The 12,593-nt window shown below is 69.4% G+C and carries 8 protein-coding genes and 1 pseudogene; 6 read left to right on the forward strand and 3 right to left on the reverse strand.

Going from position 1 to position 12,593, the window contains the following annotated elements; all coding sequences use genetic code 11:
- Window positions 1-485 precede the first annotated feature (485 nt).
- The 3 genes from EAO77_RS34500 (at window position 486) to EAO77_RS34510 (ending at window position 5,025) form a co-directional block, all read left to right on the forward strand.
- Window positions 486-1,370: a phosphotransferase gene (locus EAO77_RS34500; protein WP_147992268.1), complete on the forward strand. Its 885-nt coding sequence runs from the start codon at window positions 486-488 to the stop codon at window positions 1,368-1,370.
- On the forward strand, window positions 1,367-3,310 hold the full coding sequence (locus EAO77_RS34505) for an ATP-binding cassette domain-containing protein (protein ID WP_261994283.1): 1,944 nt from the start codon (window positions 1,367-1,369) through the stop codon (window positions 3,308-3,310). Before EAO77_RS34500 ends, EAO77_RS34505 begins: the two co-directional genes overlap by 4 nt.
- 248 nt (window positions 3,311-3,558) lie before the next feature.
- Window positions 3,559-5,025 (forward strand): NUDIX domain-containing protein, encoded by a 1,467-nt coding sequence (locus EAO77_RS34510; RefSeq protein WP_147992269.1) that lies wholly within the window; start codon window positions 3,559-3,561, stop codon window positions 5,023-5,025.
- A 353-nt stretch (window positions 5,026-5,378) separates the two neighbouring features.
- On the opposite strand, the pseudogene EAO77_RS34515 reads toward EAO77_RS34510, so the two are convergent.
- Window positions 5,379-5,824 (reverse strand): annotated as a pseudogene (locus EAO77_RS34515) (SixA phosphatase family protein); the annotation flags it as partial.
- A 455-nt stretch (window positions 5,825-6,279) separates the two neighbouring features.
- Between EAO77_RS34515 and EAO77_RS34520 the strand changes: the two are divergent.
- Complete coding sequence (locus tag EAO77_RS34520) at window positions 6,280-7,806, forward strand: RICIN domain-containing protein (protein ID WP_147992270.1); 1,527 nt, start codon at window positions 6,280-6,282, stop codon at window positions 7,804-7,806.
- A gap of 57 nt (window positions 7,807-7,863) precedes the next feature.
- Here the strand turns inward: EAO77_RS34520 and EAO77_RS34525 are convergent, their stop codons facing one another.
- The gene (locus tag EAO77_RS34525) at window positions 7,864-8,370 is read right to left on the reverse strand and encodes a hypothetical protein (protein WP_147992271.1); all 507 of its coding nucleotides are present in this window, start codon (window positions 8,368-8,370) and stop codon (window positions 7,864-7,866) included.
- A gap of 45 nt (window positions 8,371-8,415) precedes the next feature.
- Window positions 8,416-9,510, reverse strand: coding sequence for a hypothetical protein (locus EAO77_RS34530; protein ID WP_147992272.1), 1,095 nt, complete (start codon window positions 9,508-9,510; stop codon window positions 8,416-8,418).
- Window positions 9,511-9,935: 425 nt separating this feature from the next.
- On the opposite strand from EAO77_RS34530, the gene EAO77_RS34535 reads away from it, so the two are divergent.
- Window positions 9,936-10,655, forward strand: coding sequence for a hypothetical protein (locus tag EAO77_RS34535; protein ID WP_147992273.1), 720 nt, complete (start codon window positions 9,936-9,938; stop codon window positions 10,653-10,655).
- Window positions 10,656-10,719: 64 nt separating this feature from the next.
- Entirely contained in the window at window positions 10,720-12,543 is a 1,824-nt protein-coding gene (locus EAO77_RS34540) for an FG-GAP-like repeat-containing protein (RefSeq protein WP_147992274.1), read from the forward strand.
- Window positions 12,544-12,593: the final 50 nt, after the last annotated feature.

Raw genomic sequence — 12,593 nt, forward strand, 5'->3', positions numbered from 1 at the left:
CCCGCCGTCTGTGGCCGGTGAGGTTCGGGATGACCGGATCACAATGCCGGTTGCTGCGAATTGTCAGTGGCGTGGGGAAGGGTCCGTCCGGAGAGCACAGCCACACCACGCCGAAGGAGATGGGTGCTGTCGACGCGTCATGCAACCCGCCGCTCGGGGCTTCAGCCCGCTGCCTTCCCCGGACGTGTGAATTCGGACGTAGGCAGAGAAGCCGCACAGGCCGACGGTGCTAGCCGTCCGCGTCCCGGTGTCCAGCTTCACTCGGCTCGTCACCCCCGGCTGCCCGTCGCGGCCCTGCTGTCAGGTGCTCCACCCCTTTCCCGCAACCGAGGAGACGTCGTGAATACTGTCCGCTTGGTCCCTCTTCACCCTGTTCTCGAGAACCCTCCTGCTGCGGCCGCCGAGGCCGTCGCGTTCCGTCGGCCCGTCGACGTGCGCCGCGTCCTGTTCGCCGCAGCATCACGACCGTCATCGGGGTGGGGGGCATGACCGACCCGACCGCGCTCTCCCCCGCTCTTCTCTCGTGGGCCAGCCGGGTGCTCGGTACCCGGCTTTCGGGCCAGGAGATCTCCCACCCGCGCGAGAGATCCCGCGCATGCCGGCTCGGCCTGCCCGGGTCCGTCCGCTTCTCCCTGAAGGTCTCCCCCAAGGCCGTCCTGTACGAGCGTGAGACGCTCGCTCTGAGAAGTACTGCACCGGCCCTCGGCGTCGGCGACGCACCACAGTTGCGTGCCTCAAGCGCAGAACACCTGGCACTGCTGCTGACCGCTGTCCCGGGGCGGCTACTCACGGAGCAAACGCTCGCGCCTGCGCAGGAATCGCGGGCGCATCGGCAGGCCGGTGCTCTGCTGGCCCGCTTCCCCGCGGCCGGCGACCTGTCCGGTCCGCGCCGCGCCGAGGCCGAGCAGGCGCTGCAGGCCCTAGTCGAAGGCGCCGAGGGGCATCTGGCGACGGCCGGGGACCGACTGACCGCGCCGGAACAGACACTCGTCCGGGAGGGGGCCGGGCCACTGCGGGCCTTGCCGCCTCTCGCGTACATCCACGGCGACGCGTCAAACCGCAGCCCCAAGTGGTCGGGAACCCGGCAGCGGGCCGGGGGGATCGACTTCGAAAGGTCCCGGCCCGCGACCGCGATGCAGGACTTCGTGCTGAGGGCCTGCTCCACCAGGACCGATCGGCTCGACCTGCGGGCTGCGTGTCTCCAGGGCTACGGCCGCAACGTCATGCCCGGGAAACAGCACGCCGTGATGGGCCTGGCGGCACTCGACGCGGTGGGTTGCCTGGTCCGGGGGCCGCAGCTCGACGATGCCGAGGTCATCACACGCGGGCGGCGCTCCCTGGACCGGCTGACGGAGGGGGTGTTCGCATGACGACATCGCGCGACAAGAGCACCGTCCCGGCAGGCGACGAGGCGAGTTGCTCCAGCGAGGTGGTGTCCCTCCCGGCGGCTCGGGCGGGCGCTCCTCAGCCATCGGCGCCCCCGGAGCTCGACTACAACGGGCGCAAGCACCGGCGGGCGATGGATGATGCCACCTTGTGGGAGATGGCGCGCCGGATCCCCGCCGCGCTGTTCCAGACGGCTCGCCTGGCCTGGCAGGTCGACCGGCCAATGGCCCTGACGATCGTCGTGTGCCAGCTGCTGTCCGGACTCGGCACGGCCGTGATGCTCGGCGCGGTCGCCGAGGCCCTGCCGCAGCTGATGGTCGCCGACCCCCGACAGGGCCTGACCCACGCGTGGCCGGCGCTGACCGTGGCCGTGCTCGCGATGGCTACCGGCGCGACCATGTGGATCCTCGCGGACTGGGCGACCCGGCGTCTCAACCCGAAGATCGCCTCCGCCGCGGACCTGCAACTCGTCGATCTCCACATGCGCGCCGAACTCGCCGCCTACGACGCGGAAGGGTTCGGCGACCGGAGCCAGGCGGCGGAGATCGGCGCGCTCCGCGCCGTCGATCTCGCCGACGACGCCAAGACCCTCACCAACGGATTCATCCAGCTCGCCTCCGCAGCGGCGGTGCTCACCACCTTGCACCCCCTGCTCCTGGTCGTGCTGCTGCTGTCCGTCGTCCCCCGCGGCCTCGGCGGCGTGATCGCCGCTCGGGTCGACTACCGCGTCCACGACCAGACGATCTCCGCCCGCAATGTCCGCGGGATGATGCGCTGGTGGCTGACCACGGCAGAGCTCGCCGACGAACTGCGGGCCAACACCATGCGCGGCTACCTCCACTTTTGGTACCGATCCATGTGCGACCGTGTCGAGACGCGCGAAGTCGCCGGCGCCCGCCCGTATCTGCGGATCACGCTGCTGGCAGCCTCGCTCGGCGGCCTGTTCACCCTCGGCATGTGGGCCTCACTCGCCGGGCTGGTCCTCGCCGGCGCTATGACGACTGCGATCGCGGGCACCGCAGTCGTCGCCTCGCAGACCGCCGGCCGCGCCCTGAACTCGATCATCCGCTACTCGACGGTCATGTTCCACCACGGCCTCTACCTCTCCGACTACTACGAGTTCATCGACGAGGTCCGCGCCATGACCACGGCCCGCGGCACCGCACAGGCCAAGGCTCCGCAGCAGATTCGCATGGAAGGCGCCTCCTACACCTACCCGAGCAAGGACACCGCGGCCGTCCAGCCCATCACGCTCACCCTGAACCGCGGCGAGGTCGTCGCCCTGGTCGGGGAGAACGGCGCCGGCAAGTCCACGCTGATCCGCATGCTCACCGGACTGACCGTACCGACCGACGGCACAGTGCGCTGGGACGACACCGACCTGGCCGGTGCCGACGCGGAGTCGGTGTGGCGGCATGTGGGCCTGGTCCCGCAGAAGAACGGCCATTGGCCGCTCGCCGCCCGGGAGAACATCACTCTCGGGCAACCCCGCGAGCACGGCGACGAGCGGATCTGGGACGCAGCCGAGCGGGTCGGCATGACCAAGGCCCTGCGCGACCTCCCCGACCGGCTGGAGACGCTGCTCGCCCGATCGGTCTGGGGCGGCCACGAACTGTCCGGAGGGCAGTGGCAGAGGCTGGCCTGCGCGAGAGCGATGTACCGGCAGCCGGCCGTCCTCGTCCTGGACGAGCCGACCAGCGAGATGGACGCCCGCGGGGAGCACCAGATGTTCCGGGAGTTGCGGGACATGGCCCCGGACCGGATCACCGTGGTGGTGACGCACCGGCTGGACAACGTACGGATGGCCGACCGGGTGATCGTCCTGGACCAGGGCCGCATCCGGGAACAGGGCTCCTTCGACGAACTCGTCGCGATCGAGGGGAGTTTGCTCGGCGAGCTGTACGCCCTCGCCCAGGACCGCTGACCCGCGGCCACCAGCAGAGGCCAACGCGGGGCCACGCAAGCCGGCGCGGCCCCGCCACTCCCCCGACATCGCCCCGGACCGCAACCGTCAACGCTCGTACGCACTCGCGCCGGCGACCGGCATGCTCCAGGCCGCTGCGGCACCCAGCCCGGTTCGACCACGTGACGGCGAGCTGAGCCGCCCACCCGCGCGACCTCCACCAGCCCGGCCCCGCAGCACCCCGCCCCTACGTCGAAGGCGAGACGCTCATGTCCCCCAGCTCTTCCTCGATCCGCAAGACTGTCGAGGCGTACCTCGGCCGTCATCCAGGTGAGCATGATGCCCTGGCCGGACTCCTCGCCGCCCTGGACCGGCCCGCCGACGTGACCGCCCGGGCCACGCTCCCCGCTCACGTCACGTGTAGCGCCTCCGTGATCGACCGCCAGGGCAGGGTCCTGCACATCCGGCACCGGGCCACCGGCCTCATGCTCACCCCGGGTGGCCACATCGAGCCGCATGACCGCACACTGCTCGCCGCGGCACTGCGCGAGGTGGGGGAGGAAGTCGGGATCGTGCCAGGGGCCCTGTGCCTGACCCGGCAGATGCTCGGCTCTCCGATCGACATCGACATCCACGACATCGCCGCCGCCTCGTCCAGGGGCGAGCCGGCCCACCGCCACTACGACTTCCGCTACGTGTTCTACCTCGCCGGCGAAGAGCTGCCGACGATCACTCTGCAGGCGGCGGAGGTGGCCGGCGCCCGGTGGCTGGCCGTGCCGGAGGTCACCTCGCCGGCGCTGCGCGCGAAACTTCTCGCGGCACGGCTGGACGGCCGGCCCGAGCCGGTGAACGCTTCAGCGCTGATCCACGACGGGGCCGGTCGATACCTGCTTCACCTGCGCGACCACAAGCCCGGAGTCATCTGGCAGTCGGGGGCCTTCGACCTCCTCGGCGGCGGCCGTACCCACGCCGACCAGGACCTTGAGGGCACGCTGCTGCGTGAGCTGTCCGAGGAGGTACCCGACCTCCGCCTTGAGGACCCGGAGCCGTACGCCACGCAGCAGGCAACCAGCATCGACGGCCTCAGCGTCCCGGTCCGGGTCTTCACCGGCAGGTGGCGCGGCAACCCGGACCGTCTCGCGCTGTACGAGGGTGTGCTGCTGCGCTGGTTCGCGCCCGATGAGCTGGACAGGCTGCGCCTGAGTCCCGCCACCCGGGGCCTGATTCGCCGGCACGCGGCCGAGAACCCTCCGGACAACGGGCCAGCCACGACTCCTGCGGTGTGGGACGGGGGCAGCCGGACGGTGCTGAACGGCATCGGAGTACACCTCCACCTCGAAGACGCGGAAGGCCGGGTGCTGCTCGGTCTGCGTCACCCCGACTCGAAGTACGCGGGCGACACCTGGCACTACCTCGCCGGGCGGTGCGAGCAGGAGTCCGCCCTCGCGTGCCTGGTCCGCGAGGCATGGGAGGAGGCGGGGCTGGTCATCGATCCCGAGGACGTGGAGCTGGTGCACGTCGCACACGTCGTTGACGCCCCGGGCAGCCTGCCGCTGATGCAGCTCGTCTTCCGGGCGCGCCGGTGGGAGGGCACCCCCGGGGTTCGCGAGCCCCACAAGTGCCTGGCCTGGCAGTGGTGGCCGACGCGCGAGCTCCCGGACCGGATCGTCCCGTACACCCGGACGGCCATCAGCGCGATCTCCGAAGGCCGCCCCTATTCCCAGCTGGGCTGGTGAGCAGGGTGAGCACACCCACCACAAGCGGGCTCGGCCGCCGGTCCCTGGCCGAGCCCACGCCCGTGCCGCGGGAGCGGGCGACGACCGGCACACCGTTGAGGGCGGCGGACCGATCCTGGTCGACGGGGAGGACGGCGGCGTCTTCATGATCCCGATCGTGACCTTCAAGCCGGACAGTTGGCGAGACGCATACCGACAGCACTCCAGAGGACACACGCCGGACAATGGGCGAGCCTCACTCAGGGCCCCCATGTGATCCTCGGCCACTCATGCGCGACCCAGCGGGCGGCTCCGACGGGCTGAGCGTCGATGGGAGGTCTCGCGCTCAGCCCGTGCTGTGGACGTCGGGTATGTCAGGCGTGCGGGGTCCAGTAGGCGGTCAGCTTTCCGACGCCGTGCTCGACGTCTTTCCAGGAGCCGTTGAAGGTGAGAACGGCGACGGCGGCCGTAGGGAGGCCACTGCGGTTCATCTGCGCCAGCAGATCGCCCTCTGCCTCTGCTGCGAGGGCGTCGGCGAGGCTGTGGAGTCCGGGGTTGTGCCCGATGACCGCCACGCTTTCGACCTTGTCGTCGACCTCGTTCAATAGGCGATCAGCTCACCCAACAATGCTTCGTAAAGGCGCTCTTCGTATACCGCACCGGGCGGCTGCGACAGCTCACCTGCGATGAGCTTCCACGTTTCACGGCAGCGTGCAGCAGTCGAGCACAGTGCCAAGTCGAGAGGCATACCAGAGCCGGCGATCCACCGGCCGACGTCAGGCGCCTGCTCCTGGCCGTGCTCCGCGAGCGGGCGTTCGTGAGGACGGTGGAGCGCCGTGATCGCTATCAGGCCGCAAACGGGACGGTCTTCCGTCGCTGAAGGGACCGGGGGAAACGTTGCAGCGCCCGAGCGGTGGGGTGCGGGGCGGGTGGCTGGAAGCTGATCACTCATCGGTATGAATGCGGAATTACCCCTGTGTATATGGACAGGCTGCCGTCGGCTGCCACTGGCGCAGTCGGCAGGACTCAGGCGATGAGCCATGCCCCGACCGGGCCCGCAGAAAGGGCGCGCCGTGAGCGTGCGACGGGCCCGGAGGGGTGGGGTCCGTCGTGGGGTGGTCCGAGTTCTGCGCCCGTCGCCAGTGAAGCGGTCGTTTCACGAGTAGTTGATCGACTGCTCGAAGAGTCTCAGCAGCTCTCCGTACGGCGGGGGCTGGATGGAATCAACTGACGGCTGCCTGTGGCAGGCAGTCGGTGAACGGTGAAGGAATGACGATGAGCACTGCCCCTACAGAGTCCGCGGAAGGTGAGCACTCCCCCGCTGCGATCAGCACGGTCGCGGGGACCGGCGTCGCGGGGTTCGCAGGCGACAACGAGCGTGCTGCTGCGGCCCAGCTGAACCGCCCATACGGTCTCGCGATGGACAGCACCGGCACCCTCTACTTCACCGAGCGTGACGGTCACCGAATCCGGAAGATCACGACGGACGGGAGGATCAGCACGGTCGCGGGCACCGGCACCGCGGGCTACAAGGGGGACAACGGTCCTGCCGTCTCAGCCCAGTTGAAGACCCCGCGGGGGATTACGGTGGACAGCGCGGGGGACCTCTATGTCGCCGACAGTGAGAATCACCGGGTCCGGAAGATCACGGCCGACGGGAAGATCACCACGATCGCGGGCAGCGGCACCGCGGGATTCGGCGGTGACGGGGGCCCCGCCACCGCCGCCCGGTTGAACCTTCCGTACTCGGTGGCGGTGGACAGCGCCGGCGTCCTGTACGTCGCCGACGGCGGCAATCACCGGGTCCGGAAGATCACGGCGGACGGGAAGATCACCACGATCGCGGGGACCGGGGTCGCGGGATTCGGGGGGGATGGTGGTCCTGCGACTTCAGCCCTGCTGAAGTGGCCGAACGGCGTGGTGGTGGATGGCGCGGGCACGCTTTATGTCGTAGACGGCCAGAACCACCGGGTACGGAGGATCACGGCCGACGGGAAGATCAATACGGTTGCCGGTACGGGCACGGCGGGTTTCGGCGGTGACGGCGGCACGGCCGCTTCGGCCCAGCTGAACAACCCTTTGGGGATGGTGCTGGACAGCACCGGCGCCCTCTACCTCTCCGACCACCGCAATCACCGGGTGCGGAAGATCACGGCCGACGGGAAGATCACCACGATCGCGGGCACCGGGGTCGCGGGATTCGGCGGTGACGGCGGCCCCGGCGCGTCAGCCCAGCTGAACAACCCGATCGGACTCGCTGTGGACTGTGTCGACACCCTCTACATCGCCGACTACAGCAACCACCGGATCAGGAAGATCCCGTCGGCGCGAATGGCCGGGCTGCCCGAGTCGGGCACGGTGGTCTCCTGGGCCAACGTCCGCAGCAGGCTGCGGATGGGGGTCCACCGGGAGTCCCTCAAGGACGGGGCCGAGATCCATCAGGTGCTCACCGCCCCCCGGGACCACCAGCGGTGGCGGCTGATTGCGGCGGGCCAGGAGGACGGCGAGGTGCTGTACCGGATCGAGAACGTGCGCAGCGGCAAAGTGCTGGAGGTCCTCGGAGCGCAGGAGGCGGCCGGCGCGGTTCTCGCGCAGCGTGCCTACGAGGGCGGTGACGCACGCCATCAGCAGTGGCGGCTGATTCCGGTGGGCTCCGCGAACGGCACACCGGCGGTGTACGAGATCGCGAATCGCAACAGCGGTCTGCTCCTGCGCATCGACACGAACGCCCGTGCGGCGGTCAAGCAGGACGGCGCGGATGGCGACCACCGGGAACGGCAGTGGCAGCTGCTGCCCGTATGACGCGAGAGGGGGCAGGGGCGGCCTCGCCCCTGCCCCCTCCTCACCAATCGGCGAGCCCTACTGCGAAGTGGGCGGCTTCTCAGCGGTCGCCTTGGGCGCCTTGGGGGCCTCCGGTGCCGTGGGGGTCTGCGGAGACTTGGGGGGCTTGGTGTAGTCGCTCTTCTTCGGCCTGCTCTCCAGGTCCTCGTCCTTCTGGAGGTCGCTGTGTTCGGTCACGGTCGCGCTCGCGTCCTGCATGCCGGCGGAGGCCGCCTGGGTCACCGAGCCGGGATCCTGGGCGTACTGGGCCTGTGCACCCGCGGATGCCTGGGTGGTCTGGATGAAGGAGCCGAGAAAGCCCAGGACCGCCCGCGCTTCGGGACAGGTTTCCTGCACGATCTTCGCGCGGGAGGAGGCGCCGTGGATCGCGTTGTTGAACAGGCTGGGAGTGGTGTCGTCGTACGTGTCGTCGTCGCTGTCCTCGAAGTCGATGCCCTCGCCCGGGCGGGGCTTGGTGCTGTCGGTGGTCACGGAGAAGAGACCCGCGCCCCTGCCGGCGGAATTGAAGATGTTGTCGAACACCATGGTCGTCACCTCTGGTCGTCGTCGTGGCGGCGGCGCCGCGCGGGCTCAGGGCAGCTTGTACAGCGTCTGCTCGCTGACGGCCAGGGCCTCGCCGTCGAGCATCGTGTGGTGGACCTCCAGGGCGGAGACGACCTCGGCCAGCCCCTTCATGCGGAAGCCGCCGGGTGCCAGGTCGATGTCGGCGATGTCGCGGGCGACCACCTTCTCCAGGCCGGGATAGTCCCCGGACTGAGGGGGAGACAGGACCGGCGCCGGCACGGCGTACTCCACCGCGATCAGCCCGGAGAAGGTCACCGGGATCTCGTAGGAGTACTGCTTGCGGGTGCGCCGCTGCGAGACGATGGTCTGCACGCGGGAGTTCGGCGGTACCTTGCCGGAGATCTGCGACTTCGAGGCCCAGCTGGTGTTCAGCGAGCCGCCGACGGTGGCCGCGATGCCCAGGGCGAGCTGGGCGTTGAGCGAGGCGTTGCCGGTGGCGCTGCCGCTCGTCGTGAATCCCACCGAGTTGGTCATCCCGGTCGAGGCGGAGTTCGTCGCGGAGGTGCTCGCAGACGTCTCGGTGGTGTTGGCATTGTCGACGCCGACGCTGTCCTTGCTGTTCTTGTTGGTGACCGTGTTCGCGTTCTTGTTCGCCATGCCGTTCTGGCACGACGCCGCGAGCTGCGACTGGAGGTCCAGGCGGAGCTGGTTCTGCAGCTGCAGCTGGAGGGATGCGCCGACGCTGCCGCCGAAGGTGAGCTTGGCGTCCCCGTGCAACGACCACGTCACCCCGTTGGAGACGGTGAAGTCGACCGAGTCGGTGAACGTCATTTCCGTCTGGCTGCGGTTGACGTAGTCGCGTGAGGAGAAGGTGTCGGGCGGGGGCTGGGCGATGTCGCCACGCACCTCGATCAGTGGCTCCCCGAGGTTCATGTAGGCGAGCCAGCCCAGGTTGAACGCGGTCCCGGGGAAGGAGCCGAACCTCGTTTTGTTCAGGGAGAACCCGACGGGCTTGTGCTGGACACCGTAGTCGTCGACATAGACCAGATTGGGGTGGTCCAGGATCGACTGCCAGGTCTGCTCGATGTTGAGTTCCCGCACGTTCTTCTTCGTCAGGGGCTGACGCCTGGCCGGTACCAGGCTGTACGCGTTGGAAGGCATCTACCCGTCCTCGACTAAATTTCGTCCGAACCGTGCCCGGTGAAAGGTGAAAAGAAATCTGCACATGTTCCGGCAAGCGAAAATACCGCCCTCGCAGGAGCCCTGGAAGAGAAGCCGGAGTGTCGCACTCCATCGAGTGATCGATTTTCAGTAATTGATTCCGAAACGCCGATGGAGTGACCATTCTTCTTCTGCGTCACTCCATCGATGACTTTCACAGTGATTCGTCGGCGGGTACCGTGACCTCGGATGTTGCCGTGAACGATGCCATTGATCCAGCCGTCTGCTCTGTTCCGGTCGCCACCCGGTGAAAATGATCGGGGCGGGCCTTGTCCTATCGCGCGACAGGTCGCTCCTTACAGGGTCAGGGCAGGGCTCGATGCATTGTTCTCCCCCTCCTATGGGAAACAGGTGAGGTTTCAGCGATGTACACCCAAGAGCGCACGACGATGTCGAATCTGGTGGTCGGCGGGCCGGTGGCGGTGAACAGCTATGACAACGCGATCGTGGCCGCGCTGGTGGAGAACCGGCCGGTCATGCTCGTGCACGCCTTCAACGGCGGCTACCTGCGCCCCGCCGAGCTGAGGGAGGAGAGCCACGACAAGGGGGTCCAGCTGGCCACCGCGCTCGACCCGGCGACCAAGGAGGCGCAGGGCCATCTCTGGTACATCACCCCGGCCGGGTTCTTCGGGCAGCGGCCGCTGTACTTCCTCGAAAGCGCCGCCGGCCAGGTGTCACCCGAAACCCCCGGCACGGGCACAGCCGACGACGGACGCGGTGACGACGGCACGCCCAAGCCGAAGCGCCGGCGCATGACCGTGCACCAGGACGCCCCCAAGACCACGGCCGACACCGTCCAGGTCGGCCTGCCCGACAAGGTCGCAGACAAGTGGCGGGGGAAGAACGGCGCGCCCGAGGACACCCAGCTGTGGGTCGTCACGGTCACGCCGTGGGGCGGGATCACCTTCGTGCCGATCACCCACCCCGACGCCATCCTCGGGTTCAAGGACTACGCGGTGACGCCCAACAGCGAGGTGCGGCTCACCTACAACTGGGGCGGGGACTTCACCGGCACGGTCATCAACACCTTCTACCCGCGCCTGCCCAGCGAGTGGAACGTCCCCTACCACCACGTCTTCACATGATCCGCGGCCGCCGTGCCGTATCCGTCCCGAGCCAACGCCCCTACCGCCTGGAAGAGGCCGCACGATGCCCGTGTCCACGGAAGAACTGAAGCTGCAGATCGTCAACGCCGCCACCGGCAAGTTCCTGGGCGCCCCGGCCGAGCCGGGCGCGGACGGGGCACTCGTCGTGCGCGACTTCCCCGCGGGCGGGCCGAGCCCGTACCACTGGCAACTCCTGCCCGCGCAGGACGACCACGCGTACGTGCTCCGCAACGCGGACAGCGGCGAGGTCCTCGACGACCCCGCCACCGCCAACCGAGCCGTCCGCCAGGCCACGGCCGCTGCCGGCAGGCGGAGCCAGCAGTGGCACCTCGTTCCCGTCGACGGCGAAGCAGGCCTGTACTTCATCGAGGGCGCGACCGACAACGCCGTTCTCGACCTCGCCGATGCCGACCAGGACGAGACCCGCATCGTCCTGCGCGAGTACGACGAGGCCGCACCGAGCCAGCGCTGGCAACTCGTCCCGGCCGAGCCCGAACGCATCAGCGACCCCGTCCTGCGCTGGGCACTGCTGGACCACTGGAACGGCCGCCGCTCGTGGCGGCTGGCCGACTCCGCCGCGCTGCGCCCGGCTCCCGGCGCCACGCCTTCGTTCAGCGACATGCTGCTGGTCCTCGAGCAGTTCGGCAGCGACCAGGACGCCGGCGGGTGGAAGAGCGCCGGGGCCGGCCGCCGCCCCAGCGGGCAGCCCGTGTGGTGGAGTGGCCTCGGTGAGCGCTTCCTCGCCGACACCACGGGCGCAGGCCGAGCGGACATCGTAGGCCTCAAACCCGCGAAGGGAGCTGTGACCTCGGCCAGCCAAGGCGACGGCACGTTCGACGACGAGGAGCGCCTCCTGCACCCGCCCGCGCCCTCTCCGAGTCCCAAGGACCTGTGGACCCTCGTGGACACCACCGGTGACGGCCGGCCCGACGTGGTCGTGCTCGGCGCCGACGGCGTCCGGCTGGCCCGCCAGGGCGAGGACGGGGCGTTCACGGCCGAGGGCGGCGAGGCGGCCCTGAAGGCGTTCGGCCACGGACAGGAGGCGGGCGGGTGGCTTGCCGACAAGCACCCCCGCTTCCTCGCCGACACCACCGGCAACGGCAGGCTGGACATCGTCGGCTGCCACGACGACGGCGTCTGGATCTCCCTCCAGGACGAAGAAGGACACTTCGCACCGCTCGCCGACGAAGCGGTCCTCAAGGCCTTCGGCCACGGACAGGACGCGGGCGGGTGGCTTGCCGACAAGCACCCCCGCTTCCTCGCCGACACCACCGGCAACGGCAGGCCGGACATCGTCGGCTGCCACGACGACGGCGTCTGGATCTCCCTCCAGGACGAAGAAGGACACTTCGCCGAACCCCTCTACGTCCTCGACCACTTCGGCGTCGACCAGGGATGGAGCTCGGCCGAGGAGCACCCCCGCTTCCTGCTCAGGACCACCGACGGCGAAGCTGCGGACATCGTCGGCTTCGGCCCGCAGGGCGTCGTCGTGGCGCGCGGACGCGGGGACGGCACGTTCGAGCCCGCGAAACTCGTGCTCAACGACTTCGGGACCGCCCAGGGATGGACCACCGGCAAGCACCTCAGGTTCCTCGCCGACGTCACCGGCGACGGCAAGCCGGACATCGTCGGCTTCGGCAATGAAGGCGTCTGGGTGTCCCACAACACCGGCGACGGCCAGTTCGAGCAGGCCCAACTGGTATGCCGCGGCTTCGGCTACCACGACGCCGCCGGCGCGTGGCGGGTCGACCGCCACCCTCGCTTCCTCGCCGACATCACCGGCGACGGCCGCGTCGACATCGTCGGATTCGGCGGCCCGGGGGTGTACGTGGCCCGAAACCTCCACCGCCGCTTCCGAACCCGATAACCCGTCACATCCACAAGACTGCGCCAGCCAGCGACGGTTCCACGGCCCGT

The sequence above is a fragment of the Streptomyces sp. T39 genome, assembly GCF_008042045.1.
In the GTDB taxonomy this organism is placed as follows: domain Bacteria; phylum Actinomycetota; class Actinomycetes; order Streptomycetales; family Streptomycetaceae; genus Streptomyces.